A 26,465-nucleotide genomic window follows, 5' to 3' on the forward strand; every position below is an offset into this window, starting at 1 on the left:
AGAATTTGCTTGGGGAGTCGAAGCGTCTGGAGGCGTCGTTGCATACGCATCTGCAGCCGTTGGCCGAGCATCCGCGGGTGGCGGAGGTTCGTAGTGGGCTCGGTGCGGTCGCTGCGGTGCAGTTGGCTGATCCGGCGGAGGCGTTGCCGTTCGTGAAGACGTTGCGTGAGCACGGTATTTCGGGTCGCGCGGCGGGTCAGGGTGCGATGCAGATTTCGCCGACGTTCGTCATGACCGACGATCAGGTCGCGGAGATGGCAGCAGGGATCCTCGCAGCTCTCGGATGAGTTCAGTTGCGGCGCCGGAAGAGTTTCTCGATTCGGCGCCGCACAGCGTTGGGTGCAGGTTCGAGTTCCAGAACCTCTTGTTCCGACTGCTTGGCGTAGGCCTGGGTGTACCGCTCGTGCAGTACCGAGCGAATTTCGTCCGGAGAGTAGGCCCGACGCTGGCGTTCGCCGCGCGCAACGAGAACCCCGGTGGCGGCAACGCCCATTGCACCGGCGAGGCCGACCAGTTTCCAAACGTGCGAGGCGCGCAGAGGAGTAGGGAGTTTCATCCCTCTACGCTAGAGGCATGGACCGACGATTGCTTTCGCAGGTGAGTCTCGAGGAGGCCGCCGCGGCGACCCGCACGGGCGACATCTGGATCTTCCGCGGAGAGTCGACGGCGGACCGGGCCATCCAGACGCTGACCAACAGCCCGGTCAACCACGTCGGAATGTCGGTCGTGATCGACGACCTTCCGCCGCTGATGTGGCATGCGGAACTCGGTCACTCGCTGCAGGACATGTGGACCGGACGCTTCCAGCGTGGTGTCCAACTGCACGATCTGCGATCGGCGGTTCAGGTCTGGGGCGCCAAGTACGGGCAGCGTGGATGGTTGCGCCAGCTCGACCACGAAGTCACCCGGGAGCAGGAAGACGCTCTGCTCAAGACGATCGCACGGCTGGACGGTACGCCGTTCCCGTCGACGGCGAAGCTTGCCTCACGCTGGTTCGGAGGCCGAATCCCGAAGCTGCGCAAGAAGTCCGACGTGTCCGCAGTGGCCGTCGAGAGCGCCTATTGCGCCGAAGTGGTTGCCAAGACCTATGAGGCGATGGGTCTGCTTGTCGGTAACCGTCGTATCAACTGGTTCGATCCGGGCAAGTTCTGGAGTGGAGATCAGTTGCCCCTCGCGCCGGGAGTTGCGCTCGGTGACGAGATCTCGGTGTCACTCAGCGCACGTGACCTCGAGGCCGGACGCAATCCCGCCGGGTACTCACAAGGTTCGTGACGGCTCGGCGACGACGCGGCCGCCGACTTCGAGCCACCCTTCCGGAGAGAAGGTGGTGTGAAGCACCGATCCGCGTCCCTGGGTGATGAGCAGTGATTTCCTCAACCGGTCCGTGATGCGCAGCGCTGCAGATCCGGTCGCCTCGTCCTCGGCGATTCCCATCACCGGTGCGAACATGCGTGCGCGGATGGCAGCTTCGAGCTTGTCCTGCCATGCCCACAGATACGAATGATCCGCCTCGTAGTCGGACGGATCTGCGTCGATGACGTCGTCGACCGTGTCCATCGGATAGATCGCGAATTCCGGTGCCCATTCGGCACGCGCGCGTACCCACGTCAAAGCGCCGGATTGGCGGACGTCGACACTGCCGGCAGGAACGTCGAGGGCGCTCACGCGACGGCCCTGTTCGCCCAGCCACCACGTGGCACCGACGGTCGGGTGTCCGGCGAAGGGGAGTTCTGCTGCCGGAGTGAAGATCTGGACCCGCGCACGTGAGGCGCCGTCATCCGGAACGTCGATGAAGATGGTCTCGCTGTAGTCGAGTTCCTTCGCGACGGCTTGTCGATCCGATTCTGCAACCGTGGACGCGTCGACGATTCCCAACGGATTCCCGTGCTTGCCGTTCTCGTCCGTGAAGACCCGGACCACACTCACCTCGATACCCATCGGTCCACCCTAGCGCGCGAAAAGCCCTCCCCACCTTCACGGTGGGGAGGGCTCGTCGAACTGCACTCAGGTCCGAGTGATCAGACCTGTGCGGCAGAGAGGATCTCGTTGGCTTCGACAGCCTGTGCGACGCCCGCGACGATGGAACCGGCGCGGATCGCTTCGAAGATGACCTCGCGGTCGACACCTTCCTGGCGGAGGGTGTTCTCGTGAGCTTCGAGGCAGTGGTTGCAGCCGTTGATCGCGGACACTGCAAGCGACCACAATTCGAAGTCGGCCTTGTCGACGCCCGGGTTGCCGATGATGTTCATCCGCAGGCCGGCACGAAGGTCGTCGTACTTACCGTCGAGGTAGCCCTTGGTGCGGTAGAAGACGTTGTTCATGCCCATGATCGACGCTGCGCCGAGAGCGGCGTTGTATGCCTCTGCCGACAGGTTGTCGGCAGCCTCGGAAGCAATCTCCTTGAGCGTGGACGCAGACTTGGTGGCTGCGGCCGTTGCGAGGAGCGTTCCCCACAACTGCTGCTCGTTCAGGACCGTCGTGCGCGCAATGGAACTCAGGTTGAGCTTGAGGTCCTTCGCGTACTCGGGAAGCGAGTTCTTGAGGTTCTCGACGCTCATACTCAGACGCTCGCAGTCAGAAGCTCGCCGGCGTTGATGGTCGGGTCGCCCTTCTTCCAGTTGCATGCGCACAGCTCGTCGCTCTGGAGAGCGTCGAGGACGCGGAGAACCTCGTCGACGTTACGGCCGACGGAACCGGCTGTGACGGAGACGAACTGGATCTCGTTGTTGGGGTCGACGATGAACGTCGCGCGGTCTGCAACGCCGTCGGCGTTGAGGACGCCGGTGGCCTCGGCAAGCTCACGCTTGAGGTCCGAGAGCATCGGGAAGGGGAGGGTCTTGAGCTCTTCGTGCTGTGCACGCCACTGGAAGTGCACGAACTCGTTGTCGACGGAAGCGCCGAGAACCTGAGCGTCACGGTCTGCGAACTCTTCGTTGAGCTTGCCGAATGCAGCAATCTCGGTGGGGCACACGAAGGTGAAGTCCTTGGGCCAGAAGAAGACGATGCGCCACTTGCCTGCGTAGTCGTCACTGGTGACGGTGGTGAAGTAGTCATCGGGCTGCTGGGCATCGACCTTGGACAGGTCGCCGCCGATGACAGCCGTGAGGTTGTAAGCGGGGAACTGGTCGCCGATTGTGAGCAGAGCCATGTGTCTCATTCTCCTACGTGTCTCGTGAACAGGAATTTCTTGCGCACACGATCCGGCTGTTCGGACTGTGACGGCCGAACGTGCTGGATCGAGAGGGTTTGTCACCGTCAGCGGGTCGGACGGTTTCGACTGGAGTGTCGAGGTTGTGACCGGCGCTTTTTGGTATGAGTCCATTCTGCATCAAACCGTTCAAAAGGTAAAGGTGATGGGTGGCACTACACTGATAGGCATGTCTGATCAGACTTATCAACCTTCCTTGTCACAGCTGCGTGCCTTTGTGTCGGTGGCCGAGTACCGGCACTTCGGTACTGCCGCAGCACGTTCCGGTGTGAGCCAACCCACACTGTCGCAGGCGCTGGCGGCTCTCGAGGCGGGACTAGGGGTCAAGCTGATCGAACGTAGTACGCGCCGCGTGCTCGTGACCGCGGACGGACAGCGCTTGCTCGGTCAGGCGAAGCAAATCCTCGAGGCTGCCGACGGTTTCGTCGCGAGCGCGGCCGGCTCCGGCGACTCTCTGACCGGACCGCTACGCATCGGGTTGATCCCGACCGTTGCGCCGTACATTCTTCCGGGGTTGTTGCCGGAGCTGCGCGAGAAGCTGCCGTCGTTGGCGCCGCAAATAGTCGAGGATCAAACGGCGCGCTTGCTTGATGCCCTGCGATCGGGAGCGCTCGACGTCGCGGTGTTGGCGCTTCCTGCCGGAACACCTGGCCTGGTGGAAGTTCCTGTGTACGAAGAGGATTTTGTTATGGTCGTGCCGAACGATCATTCCTTGGCTGGACGTGTCGATCTCACAGCGGACGTGCTCGACGCACTGCCGTTGCTCTTGCTCGACGACGGCCACTGCCTGCGCGACCAGACGTTGGATCTGTGCCGTTCGGTAGACGCCCATCCGCTTGCCGGCGACACGCGGGCTACCTCTCTCGCGACAGTCGTGCAATGTGTGGCCGGGGGACTCGGGGTGACTTTGGTCCCGGAATCGGCTGTTGCCGTGGAGGTTCGACGCGGGGACTTGTCGACGGCGCATTTCGCCTCGCCGGCTCCAGGTCGCACGATCGGCGTCGTGTTCCGCTCGTCGAGTGGCCGAGCAGAAGGATTCCGTCAGCTGGCCGAGCTGGTCCGTTCGGTCAGCCCGACGGTTCCTCGATGACGTAACTCGTTCGACGTCGACGTGAAAGCTAGTCGAGAGAGGCTTCTTTCACGGCAATGACGGCTCCGGGATTGAGAATTCCCAGCGGGTCGAGCGCATCCTTGACCTTGCGATTGAGGGCCATGACGTCTTCGCCCAACTGTGACGGCAGCCAGTCGCGCTTGAGTCGACCGACCCCGTGTTCGCCGGTGATCGTGCCGCCGAGCGCGATGGCGAGATCCATCACCCGTCCGAATGCGATCTGTGCGCGTTCGGACATGTCCGGGTCTGCGGGGTCGAAGACGATGAGCGGGTGTGTGTTTCCGTCTCCGGCGTGCGCCACCGTGCAGATCAGGACGTCGAGGTCGTCGGCGATGGCTTCGACCCCGGTTACCAGCTGGGGGAGTGCGCGCATGGGAACGCCCACGTCTTCGAGAAGCAGACTTCCCATCGCGAGCACTGCCGGGAACACTGCCCGCCGTGCCGCCGCAAAAGCGTCACCTTCGGCCTGGTCATCGGTGGCGAATACTTCGGTGGCTCCGTTGTTTTCGCACGCCTGAACAATCGTCTCGATTTCCAGCACGCCGGCCGCGCCGGGTGCGTCGGACTGCGCGAGCAGCAGTGCGTGAGCCTTGCGGTTCAGACCCATGCGTACCGAATCCTCGACGGCATTGATGCTGGCATGATCCATGAACTCGAGCATCGCCGGACGCATGTTGCTGGTGATCGCCAAGACCGCGTCCGCAGCTTCTTGTACCGAGTCGAACGATGCGACGACGGTTGATGCGGGCGGCTGCGCGGGAATCAAACGCAACGTGATTTCCGTGATGATGCCGAGAGTTCCCTCACTGCCCACGAACAGTTTGGTGAGGGAGAGTCCGGCGACGTCCTTGAGAAGGGGACCTCCGAGGCTGACCGCTGTCCCGTCTGCCAGCACGACCCGGAGTCCGAGAACGTAGTCGGTGGTAACTCCGTACTTGACGCAGCAGAGTCCGCCGGCGTTGGTGGCTGCATTGCCGCCGATGGAACAGATCTCGAAGGACGACGGGTCAGGTGGGTACCAGAGTCCGTGCTCTGCGGCGGCTTTCTTGACCTCCGCATTCATCAAGCCGGGCTGAGTAACCGCCACACGGGCGACCGGGTCGATCGTGATCTGTCGCATTCGCTCGGTGCTGACCACTATGCAACCGTCGACGGCGCTGGATCCACCGGAAAGGCCCGAGCCGGCACCTCTGGGAACCACCGGTACGCGGTTGGCGGTTGCCCAGCGCATCACTGTTTGGATGTCTTCGGTGCACGTTGCGCGAACCACGGCAGCGGGATGGCCGGCGGTCGGGTCGGCGGCCCAGTCCTGGCGGTAGCCCGCGGTCACATCCGGATCCAGCAGGACGGCTCCCTCGGGGAGTGCCGCTACCAGTTCGTCCAAGGCGTGCGAATTTTCGACCGTCATCACTCCATCATGCGTCCGGCAGCGCCGCTGAGGTCCTGACTTGGTCAGATTTGGGCGCGGCACCGTTGCCCTGGCCCCTACCGGGCCGCATCTTCTGGCCAGCCGGGGTAGTTGGGGAGGACGAGGGGTGGGGCGAAGTCGGTGCTCATCCGGAGTCGATTCCCGTCGTGACGCGATTTGAACCAGTCAGAGCAAGTCTCCTGTTGCACACGGTCGCTGGTGGAGCTGGTGAATTTGTCGACGATCCAGCCGCCGAAGACGTCCCCTTCCGGTGCATTGCGGGGCCCTTCGAATCGAGGGTAGGGGGTAGCCGTAGAAGCGGTGTTGTGCATCCAGATCTCGTAACTACTGCTCGGGAGTCGCGACGAATCCGGTTTGCGGCCGTCGTAATCGGTATCGTAGGCGTCGGAGCAGGCGTAAGCGACGACGGTCGAATCGCCAGGGTATCCGGCGGGAATTGTTTGAATACTCAAGATCCGGTTGATGCTGGTACCTCGGTAGACGCGTGGTGGTGTGTCTGCGGGTTCTCCGTAGCGGCGATCGCTCGAGACCGTTCCACGAGTGTTCGCAGTGATTCTCGAGAACCCGTGGTAGGCGTCGCTGCGATCGCCACCACTGTCAACGATGTAGTCGGATTCTATGAATGCTCGGATTATGGTGGCCTCTTCGCTGAAGAGGTCGATGCCGGGGTCTGCGAGCCATTGGTTGTGATAGTCGGTCATGTAGCTCGGTAGTACATAGACGTTTGACGCGGCGGGCGTGGTTGTGGCGCTGACGTTTTCGGTTGAGTTGGGTGCCGCGCAACCCGCGATACATGATCCCATGCTGAATGCCAGTGCAAGAGCGGTTGCGGCGCGGTGGTTTCGCCTTGTAAACGCAGGAAATCTATCCGACATCGTCGAGTCCGTCTCTCATGTTGGTCATGAACGTATCGCGATTGAATCCCCGAAACGTCAAATAGTCCTGCAGCGTGCTGTCGAATTTGCCGTTTAGACCCAGGGTCTCCAGATCGACTGGTCTGAGGGATTCGCTCGGATCGCCATTGACTCGAAAACCGTTCAGTTGCTCGAAGTCTTTTCTTCCGTAGGCGTTGTCGAGTGCCTGAACCAATCGGTAATCGAGAAGGGTCGTCGAAGCCGAACTCTGGTCTGTGAAGTTGAGTTGTGCCGGAGGAACTTCGACCGGGGAGCCCAGGACGTGATCTTTGAGTTCGACTCCCAGCATGCTGACTGCAACGCTGGTCGGTGGTCCGAAGCCTGGGATCATGGCGGCACCGCCGGAAATCAGCCAACCGAGTTCGTCGTATGTTTTCCCACGTCTGCTGATGATGTCCTGTTGCGTCGCCGCAGCGTCACCGGTTCGGTTGAAGGCTTCTTCCTCCAGAGCGCCGTCCATCAGTGCTTGGACGCGTCCCGCATATATTGCATATTGCGAAGAACCCGCGGCGATGTCTCCGCTCATGCTGGTTTCGACGAAGGTCCCTTGGAGTTGGCCCGCGGCTCCGAGCATGTTCGCATTGAAACTTGCGGCTGCGTGGGGGTCGCTGTCGATGATCGCGATCACCGATTTTGCATTGGCGAATCTGTCGTCGTAGGCATCGAGATTTTCGAAACCGAGGGTACCGGTTTGATCGGGTTCCAATCCGACGAGATTCCCGATGTACGGGGTCACCGCGGAACCGATGGATTGCGTCAACGCGGGATTCACTTCTCCGACGGATCTGTTGTCCAGGCCTGCGATGTCGAGGTAGGCACCTTTGTTGCCGGCGAGATTGTGGGCGAGTGCAAGGGCAGAGGCGCCGGCCCGTTCGGCAACAGCTGGGTTGGAGTTGGTGGCGTCGGGTCCGATCCAATCGGTGAGGCCGCTGACGGCTCGTCCGTCATCGTTCCATTCGCGGGTGAACAGATTGACCACGTCGTCCTGATGAGCAGAGGTGGTGAGGAAGTCGGCGTTCGAAGGTATGTCCCGAGTGGCAATGTCGAGGGCTTTGGTGAGGCTGGAGTCGAGCTCATCGTTGCTGACGGGCTGGCCGTCGTCGTCGAAGACCAATCGAATCGGGGCGCTCGATGAAGTTTGCGATTGGAGAGGGGCGAGATCTGCGCTGCGATCGAGCAGTGCAGAACTCAAAGCGCTGCCGGATTGTGTCGCCGGGTCTGCATTTCGAAGTATGTCCGTGAGGGCATTCGAATCGTCGAAATGGTTGACGTTCACGGTGGTGGAGTACCCGCCGGGTTGGAGTTGCGAGCTGTACGCGGGGTCGCTGAAGATTTTGCGGACGTCTGGCGGAAGGTTGTCGAGGCTGCCCACGTTGCCGTTGCCGTTGCCGTCGGTGACGTTGGGATTGGAGACGGTGAACATGCCCGAGGCGAGGGCGCTGGGGATTCGCGCGTCGGCGGGGACATTCGCATCGGGGAAGTTGACCGTGCGGAATCCTTCGGCTCCTGCACCGATATTCTTCAGCTCGTCGAGGTTGGTATCGGCGTAGAACTCACGTAGGTAGGCGAGTTGTTCCGGGTCGACGACCACGGGCCCGCCGGCAGCAAGTTGCGCTTGTTGTTCCGGAGTGAAAGTCGTCGCGGCGATCAACCGTTGCTTGGCCGCCTCGCTCTCGGGTGTTGCGCCCGGGGACTGCGCGAGAATGTCGGAGTCGTGGGCTCCCTGACCATCGAACCGAACGTGATGTGAAGGGGTGGTCGACGCTGCATCGGGGATCCCGAAATCGGCCTTGCGGTCGATGAGCGAGGTGCCTGCGGCGGTGATCTCCGTGAGGATTCTGGCGGCGCTCGCGTCAGTCTCGTCGACGTCCGTGAGTGCCGTGCCGATGCGCCACGAGTGATATTCGAGGCGGGCTTCTACCTCGCGCGGATCTGTGCTCGCCAGAGTTGCGGGCGTCGCGGTGACGGAACCGTCGTCAGAGACGGTGAAACCGTCGGCGCTCGCGTAGTCGACGCGGCTGACCAGTGTTTCGCGGGCGTACCGGAGGTTTGCCGATTGCGCTGCGACACAGCGCCCGGCGTCTCCGACTATCGCGACGGCGTCTCGCCCGAAGGCATGCTGCTGCGTTGCCGAATCCCACGCTGCGGTCGCCGCGCTGCCGCTCCAATCGCTGGTTGCGGTGTCCATGATTCGGTGCGCGATGTCGACGTTGCTGTCGAATACGTCATGTCCGCGGCCCAGGGAGCCGGCATAGTTGTCGAGGGCGTCCAGATCCCAGGATCGGATCTGCGAGATCGACAGTGTCATCGCACGTCTCCCGAATCCTCGATCCGTGCGCCGTTGGCGATGTCGACCCGGGCGAACTCTCGTGCGGAGTTTTCCAGTTTCGTGCGGGTAGCAGTGATCCCCGCTCCGATTGCGCGGCCGAGTTCGTCGACGGTGACGACGTTGTCGGCTATGGCTGCAGCGAACGCCGACCCGGCGGCTCCGGCCGATGCGGCGGTAGCGGCTTCCGAAGCCGAGAATCCACCGAGTTCCTCGGCAGATGCCGTCAGCCCCTCCGCAGCACTTGCCAATTCGGCTGGATCAGCTGAAAAAGTATCCACACCCATGAACGAATCCCCCCGAATTCATCTGCGAGATCACAGTGAATCGAGGATAGAGCATGCCAGATGACCCGACCTCGAGGGCTGCGTCATCGTCCTCGCGGTCGAAGGGGTTGTGTGAAAGCCCTAGCGGCCCTTCTGCTTTCCGGAGAACCGGCCACCCGAACTCTTGGTCCCACCGGACTTGCCGCTGCCTGATTTGCCGCCCGCCTTGGCCTTACCGGAACCGGCGTTGCGTCCGGATATGTTCTTTGCGGTGCCGGCGCCCTTAGCTTTCTGCCCGTTCTTGGCAGCTTCTGCGCGACGCTCGCGGGCCGCGATCTTGGCCTTGACGGAGCCCTTGATCTTCTCCGCCGGCTCACCGTTTCGGCCGCGGGAACTCTGCGCCGTTCGGCCCCGCACGATGCCGATAAGTTCCTCGACCAGATCTGTGGTCTTGGACTCCATCCATGCCAAAGCCACAGGAGCCTCGGGCGCAGCGTCCACCGGACGGAAGGTCAGGTCCTTGCGATGGTGGAACCGCGCCAGCGAATGGGGAACCACGACAACTCCGACGCCGGCGGCCACCAACTCGATGGCGTCGGCGATGGTCGCGGGTCGCTCGGCGGCGGTCTTTCCGGGACGGGTCGGCCAGTCGAGTCTGTCGTCGAGAGGATCGAGCACTATCTCGTCGGCCAGATCGTCGACGGAAATCTGATCGACAGTAGTGAACACGTGATCTTTCGGTACCACCACCACCGGGGTTTCCGCATACAGCGAGATGGCGCTGATGCCGGTCCGGTCGATCGGCAGGCGAACCAACCCTGCATCTGCTTCACCTGCGCGAAGTGCAGCTTCGAGTTCGAGAACCGGGAACTGAACAAGTTCCAGACGCACCTCGGGGAGCCGCTCGTGCCACACCCGGACCCACTTGGTGGGCGTCACCCCCGGGGCGTACGCGAGTCGAAAAATTGCCTGACTATCCGCGTCTGTCACCAGGCAAGGCTACCGCCTTGGTAAAAGCACCCGTATCGGCTGGTTACTCTTGTTGCATGACGTCGAACAAAACTCCCCAGACGATGAAGCCGACGACGGCTGCCAAGAAGCTGGGTGTGTACCTGGAAGCAACACCTGCGCAGTTCCAGGAAGGCGACGTGACTCGTGACGAGCTGACTGCTCTGCAGACCGATCCGCCGGAGTGGCTGCTGGAGCTGCGACGCACCGGACCGCACCCTCGCCCGGTCATCGCCGCCAAGCTGGGTGTATCGATCGCCGGCCTGGCCCGCGGCGGCGTCGAAGAAGCACTCACCACGGATCAGATCGCCGCACTCCTCGAAGAGAAGCCCGATTGGCTCGAAAAGGAACGCGCTGTTCAGGCCGACGTGCGGGCCGAAAACGTTCGCATCAAGGAAAAGCGCGCTGCGCGTCGTAACCAGCCGCGGAAGGCTCGAAGGGGCTGACGCCCCCTGTGCGCCTTTCCGGTAGCGATGACTACCAGAAAGGCGCACAGGCGCTAGCCTTCTACGACGCTCAGTTCGTCGAACACGATTTCACCCGCGGCATCCGATTCCGGGATGTCGACGACGGCAAGCAGCGCCCATCCGTGATCGCCCTCCGGATCCTCGAGCACCTGCCGCACCCGCCAGAACTCTCCGTCCTCAGTGACCTGGAAGAGCGCCGGACCGCGCGCCGACGGCCCGGTTCCGATGGTTGCGTACTCCTCGAAGTACGGCAGCAGTTGCTCTTCCCACTCGGCGGCCTCGATACCGTCCTCGAGGTTTTCCAGCTCGTTCCACTGTCGACGCGACGCGAGATCGATGCGTCGGAACATCGCATTGCGCACCATGACGCGGAATGCGCGCGGGTTCGCCGAGATGGGACGGGGAATGTCGGCGCCGAACGCAACCTCTTCCGTGTCTGCCTCGGCTCCGGGGTCGGTGAGTGACTCCCACTCGTCGAGCAGGCTCGAGTCGACCTGACGGATCAGCTCGCCCAACCACTCGATGATGTCTTCGAGTTCCTCGGTGCGCGCTTCGGTCGGGACGGTTTGCCTCAGCGCGCGGTAGGCGTCGGCGAGGTAGCGCAGGACGAGGCCCTCGGACCGGGTAAGTCCGTAATGGCTGATCAATTCGGCAAACGTCATGGCGCGTTCGATCATGTCGCGCACCACGGACTTGGGGGAGAGGGCGAACTCGGTTATCCACGGGTGGCCACCCCGGTACATTTCGAAAGCCGGGAACAGCAAGTCCGACAACGGTTTCGGCCAGGTGACCTCTTCGAGAAGCTCCATGCGCTCCTCGTACTCGATGCCGTCCGCCTTCATCTGCGCCACCGCTTCGCCGCGTGCGAAGTGCTGCTGCGCCATCAGAACCTGACGCGGATCGTCGAGCGTCGACTCGATGATCGAGACGACATCGAGTGCGTAACTGTCGGATTCGACGTCGAGCAGTTCGAATGCCGCCAAGGCGAACGGTGAGAGTGGCTGGTTCAAGGCGAAGTCGCGTTGCAGGTCCATGGTCAACCGAGCCATGCGGCCGTACTCGTCGGGTTCGTCGAGGCGTTCCACGATGCCGGCGCTGAGCAATCCGCGATACAGCGAGATCGCTTTGAGGATGTGCTTGCGTTGCGCCGGACGCGATTCGTGGTTGTCCTCCAACAGATGCCGCATCGCGTCGAAGCAGTTGCCCGGGCGGGCAATGACATTGAGCAGCATCGAGTTGCTGACCGAGAATCGCGATACCAACGGTTCGGGCGATGCCGCGACCAAGCGGTCGAACGTCGCTTCGCTCCAGGACACAAACCCCTCGGGAGCCTTCTTGCGTTGAATCTTCTTGATCTTCTTCGGATCGTCGCCGGCCTTGGCGACTGCACGCAGATTCTCCACTTCGTGTTCCGGTGCCTGGACGACAACGGTGCCCATCGTGTCGTAGCCTGCACGACCCGCGCGGCCGGCGATCTGATGGAACTCGCGGGCCTTCAGATGCCGTGTGCGGACGCCGTCGTACTTGGCGAGACCGGTCAGCAGCACTGTGCGGATCGGGACGTTGATTCCGACGCCCAGAGTGTCGGTACCGCAGATCACCTTGAGAAGCCCGTCCTGCGCGAGAACTTCGATGAGCCGTCGGTACTTGGGCAACATGCCCGCATGGTGAACGCCGATGCCGTGCCGGACCAGGCGCGAGAGTGTCTTTCCGAACCCCGTGGTGAAGCGGAAACCGCCCAGCGCTTCGGCGATCGCTTCCTTCTCGGCCTTGGAACAGAAGTTGACGCTCGTCAGTGCCTGGGCGCGCTCGAGCGCGGCCGCCTGCGTGAAATGCACGATGTAGACGGGGGACTGGTTGGTGGTCACCAGATCTTCGATGGTTTCGCCGACCGGCGTGGTCGCGTAGGAGAACATCAAAGGCACAGGGCGTTCCGTGCCGGAGACGACGGTGGTGGGCTTCCCGGTGCGACGCGTCAGATCCTCGGAGAAGAAGTCGACCTCACCGAGAGTTGCCGACATCAAGAGGAACTGCGCGTGCGGCAACTCTATGAGCGGAACCTGCCACGCCCAACCTCGATCGGGTTCGGAGTAGAAATGGAACTCGTCCATCACGACTTGGCCGATATCGGAGTTCGGGCCCTCTCGCAGTGCGAGATTCGCGACGATCTCTGCCGTCGCACAAATGATCGGCGCCGACGAGTTCACGGCGGCGTCGCCGGTCATCATGCCGACGTTCTCGGCACCGAAGACCTCACACAGCGCAAAGAACTTCTCACTCACCAAGGCCTTGATCGGCGCTGTGTAATAGGTGCGCTTGCCGAGCGACATCGCATAGAAATGCGCGCCGATCGCTACCATCGATTTACCGGACCCGGTCGGCGTCGCAAGGATCACGTTTGCACCCGAGACCAACTCCATGACGGCCTCTTCCTGGGCAGGATAGAGCGTCAAACCTCGTTCGAGGGTCCACGAAGAGAAGGCGTCGAAAACGGAATCAGGATCCGCGTTGTCGGGGAGAAGTTCCGTCAGCAGCACTCGTACAGGCTAGCCGCAACCGCGGATCAGGTTGCGCTTCGCTCGTCCGAGCCCATGGCGTCGAGCACTGCCATGCGGGTGGACGACGTTCCGGTGATGGTGTTCTCGCCGACGCCGGAGATCAGCATGTGACGCCAGCGGGCCTCGTCGAAGACGAGTGGTGCGGTGCTGGAAAGAAAATCTTCGACGATCTGCAGGAAACGCATCGGATCGTCGCGGAACGGGAAGTGGCCCGAGCCGCGGAAGATTTCGAGACGTGAGTTCGGCATCGCTGCGTGCGCGAGGTGAGCGTGGGAGACGGGAATGACGGAGTCGTCGTCGCCCCAGATCAGTTGAACCGGCAGATTCTCGGTCAGATAACAGCGGTCGAGCATCGTGACGACCTGCCCGCGCCAGTCCACGACTGCCCGCAGCGTACGAAGGTAAGCCTCGTAGGCAGTGGGGTCGGGGAGATCAGCGAGCACTCGAATCAGGTCTGGCGTGTCGTGCAGCATGGTGCCGGGGCGCAGATTCGAACCGTGGACGACACCGGCAAGGTTTCCGGCCATCCGGACGAGCGGCATCGCGCCAGGTATCCGGAGCAGTTTGACGACCTCGTTGACCACCGGAACGGACATGAGCCGCAGCAGCGGGTGGACGTCCTTGGTGACGCCACCGGCTGAGACCAGCACGAGGCGATCGACCATGTGAGGGAACTGATACGAGAACTGCATCGCGACGCCGCCGCCGAGCGAATGCCCGATGACGGTGACGTGCTCGATGCCGAGCGTCGACAGAAGATCACGCATGCCGTTGGCATACGCGGCTACCGAGTAATCTGCGCGCGGCTTGTCGGAGCGGCCGTGACCCAACAGGTCAGGTGCGATGACGGTGTACTTCTTGGCGAGGTGGGGAATGATCTCGGTCCACGTCGACGAGTTGTCGCCGATTCCGTGCAGGAGCAGTACCGCCGGACCCTCGCCGGCTATCCGAAATGCGCGTCGGTAGCCGTGAATCGTCCGGAACATCATCCGCGGTTCCTCGTCGGGGACCGGTCGGAGCTGACGGTTCCGTGGTCTGCTCATGTCGCCTCCTGGCTCGGCGTGTGACCACGTTGACTGTCTGCTCCAGTTGTTGAGCCGTCAACGAAAATCACACAGAGTTTGAGGCTATCCGACGGATGTGTCCTGAACAACAGCCCAGGTAACGGAGGGGTTGCGGAATGCGCACAATGTCGAATTATGCGCCCCGCCCGTCACATTTTCGTCAGTTGTCGCCTCGATCGAGGTCTCCAGCTGAGCCGAAGTCGTCATTTCCTGCCTGTTCGGCCAGGAACTTTTCGAACTCTGCGCCGATCTCGTCACCGCTGGGAAGGTCGGCCTCGCCGGCCAGAAGGGACGACTGTTGTTCCTGAGCGGCGACAAAAGTGTCGTATTGACGCTCCAAAGCGTGGACTACAGTCTGAACTTCTTCGTTCCCGGCTATGTGCTCGTTAACCTGTTCCCGAACGCGCGCCGCGGCCTCACCCAGTGCAACCAAGGGCAATTCCAGATCCGAAACCTCGGAAACGTTTTCGAGCAAAGTCTCTGCGGCGCCCGGGTAGTCCGTTTGCGCGAGGTAGTGGGGGACATGCACCGAAAAGCCCATCGCCTCGTGCCCGTGCTGAGACATACGAAGCTCGAGGAGTGACGATGCGCTGCCGGGAACCTGCAGTTCACCTGACCAACGCTGATGGTCCTGGATCAGGTCCTTGTTGGTCGAATGTGCTGTCACACCCAGCGGTCGGGTGTGCGGGATTGCCATCGGAATCGCGTTGAGCCCGATGGTTCGACGCACTCCCAGCTGTTCGGACAACAGACGAACGGCTGTGGTGAACCGCTCCCACTTGAGGTCCGGTTCCATCCCTGCGAGCAGCAGGAACGGCGTGCCGGCCGTATCGCGCAGTGCGTACAGATTGAGCGCCGGAGCGTCGTAATCGGAGAAATGATCGGCCTTGAACGTCATCGTTGGTCGACGTGAGCGGTAGTCGATCAGCTCGTCGACAGCAAACGACGCGACAAGCTCGGTTTCCAGGCTTTCGCGCAGATGCGTCGTCGCCAACTTCACGGCGTGACCGGCGTCGGAGTAACCCTCGAGTCCGTGAATCAGGATCGGTCCCTGGCCGTCGGCAGCCGCCAACTGGGGCGCCGGAAATTCCAGCTCGTACATCCTCGACTGTTCGTCCATCGCAGTCCCCTTCGCTCTTCGGTCTTGATCTCAAGTGTCCACTATCGGCGCACGCTCGACAGCATCGGAGTCAGGTGCCCGACAGCACTGGATCAGACGTTCATCGGTAAGAACACCGAGTCGGTGACCGATCATTCCCGATCCGACGAGACGGACGTTCGCCGAGAGCGAAGCCGAGCGGTATCTTTCGACACTTGGCCTGGGCGTTCGCTAGATGTCGGGTGCGCGGCTTCGGACATGGCAGAGTGGAAGACAAGGTCGGCACGGCCGATTTGTCCGAAATGCATTGGTCGATTGTCGGGATCGGTCGAGGTCGAGTGCGGAGGCTTACATGCGGGTGTGTCCACGATCGTCCAGGCGAGTGGCCGCATGCTCCCTTGCTGCGGTGGCCGCCGTTGCACTACTCGCGGGCTGCTCCGGGTCGGTCCAAGGTGCACCCGTTCCGGACTCCGCGCCGGCGACTGCCGGTGCGACCGACAGCGGCTCGGCGGCACCGAGTACGACGGCTGCACCCAAATCCTCGACGCCGAAATCCACCTCTCCGAAAACGGCGGCACCGTTGTCCGAACTGCTGCTGACTCCCGAGGAATTTCCCGAGCCCTTCGGCGCCGTTGTGCTGCCCCCGCAGGCCGTTCCGATGGCAGCGCCGGATCTAGTCGGCGTCCCACGCGGTGCCACCGTCGATCCATCCGAATGTGAGCCACCGGAACAGGATTACGGTCCGAACGGGACCGTGATGGCGGTCGGGACCGACAATGCGACGAGGGCAACGATTTCGGTCGAACTCACGAAGGTCGACGCACCACTGGACGAGTTGGAAGCGCAAACTCGCCAGTGCCCGTCCATGACTGTCACTGCGAACGGCGTCACCACTACAGTGACGACGGAAATTCTTCCGCCGTCGCCGATCGATGCCGACAAGACGATGTCACTTCGCCGCACCGTCGTGTCCCCCAAAGCCGCAGCCGGCGATCAGACGATGCTGACATTGATCGCGCAGGTCGGCGACGTACGGGTAGCAACAACACTGATGACGTTCGGTTCTGCGACGCCCTCGACGGCACCTCTGGATCAAGCGTTCACCGCAGCCGTACAGAAGGTCAAAGCAGGCAAGTGATTTCGCAGCACACGGGTCCGACACAGAGCGGACCTTTTCGGTGCGGCGCGATAATTCGTCCCCAACTGACTCGATAATCCACAGACGAATTCGACGTCGCTGTTTTCCCTGGTCGAGCGGATGGCGGCATCGGGGCGATCGGCGAGGGTCTGTGCATGACCACATCACCTCTTCCAGGAGAATTCGAATTCTCCGACGACGACCTGGCCCTTTTCGGACGCGTTGAACGTGTTTCCGATCCAGGCGAATTGATCGCGGCAATACCCGCCCTCCTGGGATTCCATCCGTCCAACTCCGTCGTTGCGCTGTCTCTGATGGGCGCTTCCGCCTCGACGCTCGGCCCGGTAATGCGACACGACTACTTTCCAAGCGTCAAAGGAAAGCCTGCGAGGCAGATGAGCGCGGCGCTGCGCCAGTTCGCCGCCGTGTGTGACGGGGAAGGAGCGCGTGCGGTCGTTCTCGTGGTGATCGCCGATTGCTCGACAGCTGAAACTCTCATCGACGAAACCATCGAGCTGGCCGAGGTATTCGAAGACATGCTCGGCGGAACCTGCGTCGAGCTGGCTGACGTATTGTGCACGGCCGCAATAGAATCTGGCCAGCCGTGGACGAGCGTCACGCGTTCGATTCACTGCGGCACCCTGCCAGACCCGGCATCTTCGTCGGTCGCGGCGGCGCAGGTGTTGGGCGGGAGGGTCATTCGCCGTTCGCGTGAGGAACTGGTCCGGTGGGTACACGGTGCCGCTCGTAATCACGACGCGATTGCCCGACTGATCGCGAGCCGCCGAGAATCGGGTGAGTACAGCGGGGGATCAGGCCGTGATGCAGCAGTTCAGCGCCGGGTCGATCTGGTGTTGGAACATGTCCGCCGTGTGGAGGCGGGCACTTACTACCCTGACCTGCAGGAATGCGCCGATCTGGTGGTCGCTTTGACGGACGTTCACGTGCGCGACGTGGTGTTGGGTCTGGCGATCACGTCGGTTGCCGCACATGCCGAGCAATTGTGGCTCGTACTTACCCATGAAGTACCGTCTCCCGAACGAGCTTGGCCGGCAACACTTCTCGGGTTCTTTGCATACGTGCGCGGCGACGGGCCCCTGGCAGGTGTTGCGCTGTCGGCCGCACTGTCGGCCGATTCGGAACATACCTTGGCCGGATTGCTGGATTTATCGCTGCAATCCGGTGTGCACCCCGATGGGATCCGTGACCTTGCGGCCGTCGGATTGTCCATCGGGGAATCGCTCGGAATTGCCGGTTTGCCGCCGGCACTGCCGAGTGGAAGCTAGCGAGCAGCGTGTGAGCGGTCGCCCAGATCCTGGAGGAACTGCCATGCATCGGCGACTATGACGTCGAGATCGGTACGCGTGGGCGTCCAACCCAACTCGGCAATCGCCTTGTCGCTCGATGCGATCAGTACGGCCGGATCACCCAGCCGTCGTGACGCGTCTTCGACGTTGATCGGCAGGCCGGTGACCCGCGCACAGGCAGCGATCACCTCGCGCACGCTGAAGCCGGCACCACTTCCGAGGTTGTAGATACGGTGCTCGCCGGGAACCGAGGATTCGAGCGCCAGCAGATGCGCTTCGGCGAGGTCAAGCACGTGTATGTAGTCGCGTACCGCGGTGCCGTCCGGCGTGGGCCAGTCGGTTCCGAATACCGAGATCTTGTCTCGCTGCTCGAGTGCGACCTGAAGGACGAGCGGAATCAGGTGGGTTTCGATCACCCGGTTCTCGCCGGCGGACTTGTACGCACCCGCGACGTTGAAGTAGCGCAAGCTGGTAGCGCCGAGGCCGTGGGCGATCGAGTACGAGGTGATCGCATGATCGATCGCGAGCTTGGTCGCGCCGTACGGATTCGTAGGGCGGGTCGGAGCGGTTTCCACGATGGGGGACTGCTCCGGCTCGCCGTACGTTGCGGCGGTGGAAGAGAACACGAGCCGGGGAGTGCCGGAGACACGAATCGCCTCGAGCAGCTCGATGGTCGTGACGACGTTTCCGCGCCAGTACTTTTCGGGGTGCAGCACGGATTCGCCGACCAGCGACTGCGCAGCGAAGTGAAGTACGCCGTCGAAAACCGGAGAACCCGCATTGCCGAGGATGTCGGCGGCCAGCGCCCCCACATCCCCTTCGATGAACTCGGCACCGGCAGGCACCGCGTCGGCATTTCCGGTGGAGAGGTCGTCGATGACGACAACTTCGTGTCCACGCTCGAGCAACACAGTGCTGCACACACTGCCGACGTAACCGGCGCCGCCGGTGACCAGGAGTTTCATCTAGTTCCTCAGACCTGCTTGACCTGAACGGCGTGAGCCATTTCCTCGGACAGGTCGAACCCGCTGTGACCCGGCACGATGATGGTCACCGAGCCCGGACGGGTTTCGACCGTCACCCTGGCGTCGGGAACGACGCCGGCGTCACGCAGCTGCGCGATCACCTCGGGATCGGACTGCACGTGCTCGGCGAGTCGCCGAACGACCACAGCTGTCTGTGCGCCGTGCGGAATATCGGTCAGGCGCACCAACGTTTCGGTGGTGGCAACCGGGCCGTCGAGTCCCAACTGGTCCAAGCCCGGAATCGGGTTGCCGTATGGCGACGTCGTGGGGTTGTTCAGAACGACGACGAGCCGACGCTCGACCTCCTCGCTCATCACGTGCTCCCAACGGCATGCCTCGGCATGTACGTCTTCCCATTTGAGACCGATGACGTCCACCAGTAGGCGCTCTGCCAACCGGTGCTTACGCATGACAGAGATCGCGAGATCGCGACCCTTGTCGGTGAGTTCCAGATGTCGATCGCCGGCGACCATCAGCAAGCCGTCGCGCTCCATACGCGCAACTGTCTGGCTGACGGTGGGTCCGCTCTGTTCGAGCCGTTCGGCGATCCGCGCCCGGAGTGGGACTACGCCCTCTTCTTCCAAGTCGTAGATCGTCCGGAGATACATCTCCGTGGTGTCGACTAGATCCTTCACACTCAACCCCTTCGTCAGTTGATCATTCTACCGTTCAGTTCGTGGTTCCGGTGCCGCCTCCACTGCGGCGAGTCCAGCGCGTGTCCGAATTGGATTCGTGTCACTCGATCTCTGTCTCCGAAGCGGGCCGCGAGTGTGGTGTGCGGCACGAAACGAGAAGGAAGTAGCGTGATCCCATGACCGCGTCGATCAGATCTGACGGGGACCCCGCGGCGTCTCGAGCGAATCGAGTCGTGGTGTGGAGTCCGGAGTACCTGAGCTATCGGTGGAGCGCCGATCACCCGATGAATCCCACTCGCCTCGATCTCACGATGGCACTCTCGCGAAGCCTCGGACTTCTCGAGGGCATCGAATTTCTCGAACCGAGCGCCGCGTCCGATGCCGACCTCCTCAGAATCCACACACCGGCATATCTTGCAGCGGTCAAAGACGCGGGTAACTCTGCGAACAACGGTGTGAGCGGCCAGGATGTTCCCCACGGGCTCGGTACCGAGGACAACCCGGTCTTCCCGCACATGCACGAAGCCAGTGCGATCCTCGCCGGCGGCTCGCTGGCCGCAGCGCAGGAAATCGCTTCGGGACGTACGAGGCGCGCGGTCAGCATCGGCGGCGGCATGCACCATGCGATGGCGGATTGGGCCTCTGGATTCTGCGTCTACAACGATGCGGCGGTTGCGATTTCGTGGCTGCTCGACAACGGCTACGACCGCATCGCCTACATCGACGTCGACGCTCACCACGGCGACGGAGTGCAACATGCGTTCCTCGGGGATCCGCGGGTGCTCACGGTCTCGCTGCATCAGCACCCGGCAACCTTGTGGCCGAACACCGGATGGTCGAGCGAGGTCGGCGACGGGGCCGCCGAAGGTACGGCGGTGAACATCCCGGTGCTTCCCGGGACCGTCGACGCGTTGTGGCTGCGCGCATTTCACGCCGTCGTCCCGGGAGCCATTGCAGCCTTCCGCCCGCAGATCATCATCAGCCAGTGCGGAGTCGACTCGCACCGCGAGGACCCGCTCGCGGACCTCGCTCTGACCGTCGACGGCCAGCGAGCAGCGTTCCTGGCAATGCGCGATCTCGCCGACCGCTACTCCGAGGGCCGGTGGCTGGCAGTCGGCGGCGGCGGATACGGACTGGTTCGCGTCGTGCCGAGGGCATGGACTCACCTGATCGCTGCCGCGCTCGATCGCGAGGTCGACGTCGACACAGCTGTGCCTGACGAGTGGAAGGAATCGACGAAGCTGCGAGCGCCGAGCGTCGACCTCCCGCCGACCATGGGCGACGGCGGAGATGTCGCATACACCCCGTGGGACGGCCCGGGTGGTACACCGGAGACAGGTGTCGCCTCGGTAGATCGTGCACTCACCCGAATCGACTCGGCGATCATCGCCACACGCCGCGCTTCGTTCCCGCTACTCGGACTCGACCCGGAGGATCCCCGTGACTGAACAGTCCGATACCGATGCCGGCGGCGCGAGCGACCAGGCGCCGAACACCGACCCCGCTCACACCTATCCCCATTCGTGGGTAGTCGATGTTCTCGCCTCCGACGGCGGCGCGGTGGCGTTGCGACCCATCGTTCCCGAGGACGCGGACAAGCTCGTCGAATTCCACGGCAAACTCTCCGAGCGGACCCGGTACCTGCGCTACTTCGGCCCGTACCCCACGATGTCGGCGCGCGACGTGAAGAATTTCACGACGGTCGACCACCACAACCGCGTCGCCTTCGTGATGATGCTCGGCGACGAGATCATCGCGGTGGGTCGCTACGAACGACTCCTCGACGTCGGTGACGGAAAGTCTGCCGAGGTCGCCTTCGTCGTCGCCGACGCACACCAGGGGCGCGGCCTCGGCCCGATCCTGCTCGAATACCTGGCAGCAGCAGCGGCCGAGAACGGCCTGACGATGTTCGTCGCCGAGGTCCTGTCCGAGAACCGCAACATGGTGACGGTGTTCCGTGAGGCGGGGTATCAGGTGAGCCGCTCGTTCGACGGTGGCGTGCTGCGCCTCGAATTCGCGATCGACCCGACGGAAGCGCTTGTTTCAGTACGTAATTCGCGTGAGCGGGCAGCTGAGGCCCGCAGCATGGGAAACGTGCTGAGTCCACGATCGGTGGCAGTGATCGGCGCATCAGCGGACCCCGCCAAGGTGGGTAACGCGGTGTTGACCAACCTGCTGCGCGGCGGATTCACCGGACCGGTCTACCCCGTCAACGCGGAGCATCGTTCGGTTCACGGGGTGCGGGCGTACCCAACTGTTCGCGACATTCCTGACGACGTCGATCTCGCCGTCGTGGCTGTACCTGCAGAATCGATCAATTCGGTACTCGACGACTGCCTCGACAAGGGCGTCAAAGCGCTGGTGGTGGTCTCGTCGGGCTTCAGCGAGAGCGGTCCGGACGGACGCTCGTCCGAACGCAAACTGGTCCATGCAGCACGCGCTCACGGAATGCGCCTCATCGGTCCGAATGCGCTGGGTGTCGCGAACAACGACCCCGCGATCTCGTTGAATGCGACTCTCGCGCCGGTCTTGCCGGTGGCAGGCAACGTGGGTTTCTTCTGTCAGTCCGGCGCGCTCGGTATCGCCATTCTCGACGAAGCCGCGCGCAGCCGAATCGGGTTGTCCGCCTTCGTTTCTGCCGGCAACCGTGCGGACGTCTCGGGCAACGACCTTCTGCAGTACTGGGATTCCGACCAGTCCACCGAAGTGGTCCTTCTCTACCTGGAGAGCTTCGGCAACCCGCGAAAGTTCTCCCGGATCGCCCGCAGAGTTGCGCGGAAGAAGCCGATCGTCGCGGTCAAGAGCGGTCGGCACGCGGTTCCGCCGGTTCTCGCCGCCACCGGAGTCGAGATCGACGATTCGATCGTCCGCGCCCTCTTCGAACAGGCGGGCGTCATCCAGGTCGGCTCCATTTCACAATTGTTCGACTGTGCCTTGCTCTTCGGATATCAGCCGTTGCCGGCGGGTCCGCGGCTTGCTGTCATCGGCAACTCGACCGCGCTCGGTGTCCTTGCAGCGGACGCCGCCCGCAGTGAAGGTTTGCAGGTCAGCGACCCGGTCGACCTTGGCGCCCAGGCGAGTCCGGAACTGTTCGCCGCTGCCGTGCGCGACGCGTTGGCGTCGTTCGACGTCGATGCCGTCATCGCCGTCTTCGTTCCTCCGGTTGCCATTCCGGTCGAGCCGTTCGCGAAAGCACTCAAAGACGCCGTCGCCGGCTCGGACAAGCCGATTCTCACGACGTTCCTCGCAGCCGAGGGTGTGCCGGACGTCCTGGCGGTCCGCGACGAAGTCGGAAACCCGACCCGCGGTTCGGTGCCGTCCTACCCGGGGCCGGAGCGCGCCGCACTGGCGTTGGCGAGGGCCTGGCGTTACGCGGAGTGGCGCAGCAAGCCTGCGTCGAAGGTTGTTCGCCCCGCGGGAATCGACTCCGAACGAGCCCAGAAGATGGTGGCCGCCTGGCTTGAAAACTCGCCTGGCCGTTGGCTTTCGGACGTCGAAGCAGCAGCTCTTCTCGAGTGCTACGGGGTTGCAGTCGTCGAATTCCGTTCGGTCCTGAGCGAAGACGAAGCTGTAGAGGCAGCGGATGCTGTCGGCTACCCGGTCGCGGTCAAGGCAACCGGCGAAATGTGGCGCCACCGACCGGATCTGGGCGGCGTCAGGCTGGATCTGAGTGGGCCGGAATCGGTGCGCCTCGCTTACCGAGATCTTGCGGCCGCGTCGGGTGAACCGCTGCTGCACGTGCAGAAAATGGCAACCAAGGGCATCGGGTGTGTGGTTGGTGTCCAAGACGACCCGTCGTTCGGTTCGCTGATCTCGTTCGGTCTCGCCGGTGTGATCTCCGATCTCCTCGGGGACCGTGCCTATCGCGTACTGCCGCTCACGGAAGACGCTGCTACGGAGTTGATCGACGCACCCAAGGCAGCGCCGCTGCTCTCCGGATATCGAAATGCCGTTCCGGTCAACAAGGGTGCCTTGGTCGATCTGGTCCAGCGGATCTCGGCGCTGGCCGACGACATTCCGGAAGTCCGCGAACTGGCCTGTGAGCCGGTACTTGCTTCGGCTACCGGCGCGGAGATCACCGATTCGCGAGTACGCATCGGGCCAGAGCCGAGCGCAATCGACCTGGGGCCCAGGCGTCTGCGGTAGGTACAACGAACAACACCGGCCACCGCACATTCCCGAGGGGGAGGGAATAAGCGGTGGCCGGTGCTTTGTGCGGTGCGTCAGCGCGAGTGGTGTGGCGCGCTGACGCACGTGCTGTGTTGTTTGATCAGCTCGCGTAGGAACGCAGTTTCTCGGCGCGATCGCCGACGCGGAGCTTGCCCATGACCTCACGCTCGATCTGACGAACCCGCTCACGCGAGAGGCCGAAGAGCTTGCCGATCTGATCGAGGGTGCGAGGCTGGCCGTCGTCGAGACCGTAGCGAAGTCGGATGACCTGCTGCTCGCGCTCGTCGAGCGTCCCGAGCACGCTGCGCACATCGCTGTGCAGCAGACCGGCGATGACGGCGTTCTCCGCCGAAGTCGCCTCGGAATCTTCGATGAAGTCGCCCAAGGGAGCTTCTTCGTCGTTGCCGACTGGCATGTCCAGGCTTACCGGGTCGCGGCTGTGGTCGAGCAGGTCCGCGATCTTGTGGGCGGGAATGCCCGACTCTTCGGCCAACTCGTCGTCCGTCGCTTCGCGCCCGAGCTGCTGGTGCAGTTCACGCTTGATGCGGGCGAGCTTGTTGACCTGCTCCACGAGGTGGACTGGGAGCCGGATGGTGCGGCTCTGATCAGCCATTCCGCGGGTGATCGCCTGACGGATCCACCAGGTGGCGTACGTCGAGAACTTGAAGCCCTTGGCGTAGTCGAACTTCTCCATGGCACGGATGAGTCCGAGGTTGCCTTCTTGAATGAGATCGAGGAGCGGCATTCCACGGCCGGTGTAGCGCTTGGCCAGCGACACGACGAGTCGCAGGTTCGCTTCCAGGAGGTGGCTACGCGCCGACTGTCCCTCGCGAACGATCGTTGCGAGATCCCTCTTCTTAGCGACTGTCAGGCGCTTTCCCGTGGCAAGGACGTGGCTGGCGTACAGCCCCGCTTCGATTCGCTTCGCCAGTTCGACCTCGTCTGCTGCTGTCAGCAGTGCAGTACGACCGATCCCGTTCAGGTAGACGCGGACCAGGTCTGCGGCCGGGCTCTGGGCGTCCAGATCTGCGGCGCTCGGACGAATGCGAGTAGTGGTGCTGGGGCTTGTCATGACTTGCCTCCCTATCGGCGGTCTCTCACACAGTTCAACGTGTGAGAGTTCCGGGAAAGTTCCCGCGCCGATTTCCGCTAAAACGCCGTGACCTGCAGTTATTTCCCAGTCGTCCTGAGAAGTTGCTGAGAACACAAAAATCTGCAACTCACCGGGAACTCAGTTCGTGACGGGAAGCACCAACCCGTGCCGGACAAGCGAGACCAGCAATGTGACGACGGCCTCACGTAGCTGGTCCGGGTCTTCGCCGTTCGCCGCGGCGAGAAGTTCGACCAGTTCGTCGACCACCAGTCCGTCCGCTCGGAGCCCGGCCAGCAGCGCAGCACCGAGCTCGTCGATCTCGTGCTGCCAGTGCGGTCCGTTGCCGCGGTGCACACGCGTGACCACTTGCTGCCATCCCTCGTCGCCGGGGAGGTAGACGCGTTCGAGAGCCGTGTCCGGATCGAGGACGAATCGCTCCTCGAGGACGTCGTGTTCACGCAACCAGGCAAGACGGTCGAAGTAAGCGAGCGCCTCGGCCCCGAGCGGGTCCGAGAAGCCGTGCATGAGGTCCTCGGCCATCAGGTCGGTGGGGGAGTCGGTGCGGCGAAGGAACACGAAACCGAAGCCGACGCCCTCGACATCGGCTTCTTCGAGGTGATCCAGCCAGGCGTTTGCTCTCGATGCCGATTCCGGATCTCGCGGATCCTGCCCGCCGTCCTTGAGCCACGTGCCGACGTACAGAGCTGGGTCCGCCACGTCGCGCTGCACCACCCAGGCGTCGACGCCGTGCGCCGGCAGCCACGACGCGATCCGCGAACGCCAGTCCTGTCCTTCGATGTGCACCCACGAGGCCAACAGTGCTGCCGTGCCGCCGGGGTTCAGATAGTCGATCGAGCGCGAGATCATCAATTCGCTCGCACCGTCGAGATCGAGGCCGGAATCGCGGTACGTGTGATGGACGCGTGCCTCGCCGACGACAAACGGGGGATTGGCGACCACCTGGTCGAAGGTTCGACCCTCGACGGGTTCGAACCAGGACCCTTGAAGCAGTTCGACGTCCAGTCCGTTGAGCGCCATGGTTGCGGCCGTGAGGTCGACGGCGCGTTGATTGATGTCGGTTGCGGTGACCGAATCGGCGTATGTGTTCGCGTGCAGGGCTTGGATGCCGCATCCCGTACCGAGGTCGAGCACGCTGCCGACCTTCGCGGTGGGCGTGGCCTGCAGCAAGGACAGTGACGCATGTCCGACTCCCAGCACGTGATCGGCCGTGGCCTTCTTGGGACGGATTCCGCCGTCGAGATCCGAGATCACCCAACGGTCGCCGTCGCCGACGTCGATGGGGCGAAGATCGACCGCGGCCCGCACGAGCGGATTCTCGCTGTCGAAGTTTTCACCTTCGAGCAGGCCGGCGTCGACGCACTGCGCAATTGTCAGCGGAGTCAACGCCGCGGCGACGTCGCCTGCCGGGCAATCATCGGCGAGAAGGAACAGTCTGATGAGAACGCCCAGGTCCCCGAGTTCTCGGGTGGCGCGGCGCACGGGTACCGGCTCACTTCGGCCGAGAGCGGCGTGAACTTCGGGACCCAATGCCTCGAGCATGGTTCCCGTGTCGAATCGATTGCGAAGCAGGGCCTCACGCAGCGCAGGGGTGATGGACAGGAGCGTTTCGCTTCTCACCCCGTCATT

At 63.0% G+C, this 26,465-nt stretch carries 24 protein-coding genes; 8 read left to right on the plus strand and 16 right to left on the minus strand.

From position 1 onward, the window contains the following. The coding region (locus H7C86_RS16855) for an aminotransferase class III-fold pyridoxal phosphate-dependent enzyme (RefSeq protein ID WP_182261895.1) at window positions 1-287 on the plus strand (287 nt) is incomplete at its 5' end. 2 nt (window positions 288-289) lie between these two features. Here H7C86_RS16855 and H7C86_RS16860 read toward each other — a convergent pair. Beyond that, window positions 290-556, minus strand: a complete 267-nt coding sequence (locus H7C86_RS16860) for a hypothetical protein (RefSeq protein WP_007732799.1) — start codon at window positions 554-556, stop codon at window positions 290-292. Between the two features lie 17 nt (window positions 557-573). Here H7C86_RS16860 and H7C86_RS16865 point away from each other — a divergent pair, with 17 nt between their 5' ends. Further along, window positions 574-1,272 carry a hypothetical protein gene (locus H7C86_RS16865; RefSeq protein ID WP_019748222.1) on the plus strand — a complete coding sequence of 233 codons (699 nt, stop codon included), beginning with the start codon at window positions 574-576 and terminating at the stop codon, window positions 1,270-1,272. On the opposite strand, the gene H7C86_RS16870 is transcribed toward H7C86_RS16865, so the two are convergent. The 3 genes from H7C86_RS16870 to H7C86_RS16880 form a co-directional block, all read right to left on the minus strand. Then, window positions 1,258-1,938 carry a PhzF family phenazine biosynthesis protein gene (locus tag H7C86_RS16870; protein ID WP_003942237.1) on the minus strand — a complete coding sequence of 227 codons (681 nt, stop codon included), beginning with the start codon at window positions 1,936-1,938 and terminating at the stop codon, window positions 1,258-1,260. The two genes, H7C86_RS16865 and H7C86_RS16870, sit on opposite strands and share 15 nt — an antisense overlap. Window positions 1,939-2,018: 80 nt before the next feature. Further along, window positions 2,019-2,558, minus strand: a complete 540-nt coding sequence (locus H7C86_RS16875) for a carboxymuconolactone decarboxylase family protein (protein WP_003942122.1) — start codon at window positions 2,556-2,558, stop codon at window positions 2,019-2,021. Between the two features lie 2 nt (window positions 2,559-2,560). Then, window positions 2,561-3,148, minus strand: coding sequence for a peroxiredoxin (locus tag H7C86_RS16880; RefSeq protein ID WP_003942119.1), 588 nt, complete (start codon window positions 3,146-3,148; stop codon window positions 2,561-2,563). A 229-nt stretch (window positions 3,149-3,377) separates the two neighbouring features. On the opposite strand from H7C86_RS16880, the gene H7C86_RS16885 reads away from it, so the two are divergent. Then, window positions 3,378-4,298, plus strand: a complete 921-nt coding sequence (locus H7C86_RS16885) for a hydrogen peroxide-inducible genes activator (protein ID WP_020907545.1) — start codon at window positions 3,378-3,380, stop codon at window positions 4,296-4,298. A 28-nt stretch (window positions 4,299-4,326) separates the two neighbouring features. Here the strand turns inward: H7C86_RS16885 and H7C86_RS16890 are convergent, their stop codons facing one another. The 5 genes from H7C86_RS16890 to H7C86_RS16910 form a co-directional block, all read right to left on the minus strand. After that, window positions 4,327-5,727: an FAD-binding oxidoreductase gene (locus H7C86_RS16890; RefSeq protein WP_060938488.1), complete on the minus strand. Its 1,401-nt coding sequence runs from the start codon at window positions 5,725-5,727 to the stop codon at window positions 4,327-4,329. Between the two features lie 77 nt (window positions 5,728-5,804). Then, window positions 5,805-6,449: a hypothetical protein gene (locus tag H7C86_RS16895; RefSeq protein ID WP_029255252.1), complete on the minus strand. Its 645-nt coding sequence runs from the start codon at window positions 6,447-6,449 to the stop codon at window positions 5,805-5,807. A 163-nt stretch (window positions 6,450-6,612) separates the two neighbouring features. Then, window positions 6,613-8,970, minus strand: a complete 2,358-nt coding sequence (locus H7C86_RS16900; RefSeq protein ID WP_182261896.1) for a hypothetical protein — start codon at window positions 8,968-8,970, stop codon at window positions 6,613-6,615. Next, on the minus strand, window positions 8,967-9,275 hold the full coding sequence (locus tag H7C86_RS16905; RefSeq protein WP_182261897.1) for a type VII secretion target: 309 nt from the start codon (window positions 9,273-9,275) through the stop codon (window positions 8,967-8,969). The genes H7C86_RS16900 and H7C86_RS16905 overlap by 4 nt, the downstream gene beginning before the upstream one ends. 120 nt (window positions 9,276-9,395) lie before the next feature. Next, window positions 9,396-10,244, minus strand: a complete 849-nt coding sequence (locus H7C86_RS16910) for a LysR substrate-binding domain-containing protein (RefSeq protein WP_133727994.1) — start codon at window positions 10,242-10,244, stop codon at window positions 9,396-9,398. Window positions 10,245-10,300: 56 nt separating this feature from the next. On the opposite strand from H7C86_RS16910, the gene H7C86_RS16915 reads away from it, so the two are divergent. Further along, the gene (locus tag H7C86_RS16915; RefSeq protein ID WP_019748228.1) at window positions 10,301-10,708 is read left to right on the plus strand and encodes a DUF5997 family protein; all 408 of its coding nucleotides are present in this window, start codon (window positions 10,301-10,303) and stop codon (window positions 10,706-10,708) included. Between the two features lie 53 nt (window positions 10,709-10,761). On the opposite strand, the gene H7C86_RS16920 is transcribed toward H7C86_RS16915, so the two are convergent. The 3 genes from H7C86_RS16920 to H7C86_RS16930 form a co-directional block, all read right to left on the minus strand. Continuing rightward, window positions 10,762-13,266 (minus strand): RNA helicase, encoded by a 2,505-nt coding sequence (locus tag H7C86_RS16920; RefSeq protein ID WP_020907550.1) that lies wholly within the window; start codon window positions 13,264-13,266, stop codon window positions 10,762-10,764. Between the two features lie 26 nt (window positions 13,267-13,292). Next, the gene (locus H7C86_RS16925) at window positions 13,293-14,330 is read right to left on the minus strand and encodes an alpha/beta fold hydrolase (RefSeq protein WP_019748230.1); all 1,038 of its coding nucleotides are present in this window, start codon (window positions 14,328-14,330) and stop codon (window positions 13,293-13,295) included. A gap of 181 nt (window positions 14,331-14,511) precedes the next feature. Beyond that, window positions 14,512-15,471 (minus strand): proteasome assembly chaperone family protein, encoded by a 960-nt coding sequence (locus tag H7C86_RS16930; protein WP_003942198.1) that lies wholly within the window; start codon window positions 15,469-15,471, stop codon window positions 14,512-14,514. A gap of 361 nt (window positions 15,472-15,832) precedes the next feature. Here H7C86_RS16930 and H7C86_RS16935 point away from each other — a divergent pair, with 361 nt between their 5' ends. Both H7C86_RS16935 and H7C86_RS16940 read left to right on the plus strand, forming a co-directional pair. After that, entirely contained in the window at window positions 15,833-16,588 is a 756-nt protein-coding gene (locus H7C86_RS16935) for a sensor domain-containing protein (protein WP_041814972.1), read from the plus strand. A 155-nt stretch (window positions 16,589-16,743) separates the two neighbouring features. Then, entirely contained in the window at window positions 16,744-17,874 is a 1,131-nt protein-coding gene (locus tag H7C86_RS16940) for a DUF4192 domain-containing protein (protein ID WP_092765574.1), read from the plus strand. On the opposite strand, the gene galE is transcribed toward H7C86_RS16940, so the two are convergent. Both galE and H7C86_RS16950 read right to left on the minus strand, forming a co-directional pair. Beyond that, complete coding sequence (gene galE, locus H7C86_RS16945) at window positions 17,871-18,860, minus strand: UDP-glucose 4-epimerase GalE (RefSeq protein ID WP_019748233.1); 990 nt, start codon at window positions 18,858-18,860, stop codon at window positions 17,871-17,873. The genes H7C86_RS16940 and galE overlap by 4 nt on opposite strands. Window positions 18,861-18,868: 8 nt before the next feature. After that, the gene (locus H7C86_RS16950) at window positions 18,869-19,555 is read right to left on the minus strand and encodes a metal-dependent transcriptional regulator (RefSeq protein WP_003942150.1); all 687 of its coding nucleotides are present in this window, start codon (window positions 19,553-19,555) and stop codon (window positions 18,869-18,871) included. A gap of 176 nt (window positions 19,556-19,731) precedes the next feature. Between H7C86_RS16950 and H7C86_RS16955 the strand changes: the two genes are divergently transcribed. Then, complete coding sequence (locus H7C86_RS16955) at window positions 19,732-21,003, plus strand: acetoin utilization protein AcuC (protein WP_019748234.1); 1,272 nt, start codon at window positions 19,732-19,734, stop codon at window positions 21,001-21,003. Further along, the gene (locus tag H7C86_RS16960) at window positions 20,996-23,701 is read left to right on the plus strand and encodes a bifunctional GNAT family N-acetyltransferase/acetate--CoA ligase family protein (RefSeq protein ID WP_060938493.1); all 2,706 of its coding nucleotides are present in this window, start codon (window positions 20,996-20,998) and stop codon (window positions 23,699-23,701) included. The genes H7C86_RS16955 and H7C86_RS16960 overlap by 8 nt, the downstream gene beginning before the upstream one ends. A gap of 124 nt (window positions 23,702-23,825) precedes the next feature. On the opposite strand, the gene H7C86_RS16965 is transcribed toward H7C86_RS16960, so the two are convergent. Together H7C86_RS16965 and H7C86_RS16970 are read right to left on the minus strand one after the other, a co-directional pair. Beyond that, window positions 23,826-24,797: a sigma-70 family RNA polymerase sigma factor gene (locus H7C86_RS16965; RefSeq protein WP_003942639.1), complete on the minus strand. Its 972-nt coding sequence runs from the start codon at window positions 24,795-24,797 to the stop codon at window positions 23,826-23,828. Between the two features lie 159 nt (window positions 24,798-24,956). After that, a complete protein-coding gene (locus H7C86_RS16970) occupies window positions 24,957-26,456 on the minus strand; it encodes a methyltransferase (RefSeq protein WP_019748236.1) in 1,500 nt (499 codons plus the stop codon). Window positions 26,457-26,465 lie beyond the last annotated feature (9 nt).

The organism is Rhodococcus sp. UFZ-B548, from assembly GCF_903819475.1.
Classification (GTDB): domain Bacteria; phylum Actinomycetota; class Actinomycetes; order Mycobacteriales; family Mycobacteriaceae; genus Rhodococcus_F; species Rhodococcus_F erythropolis.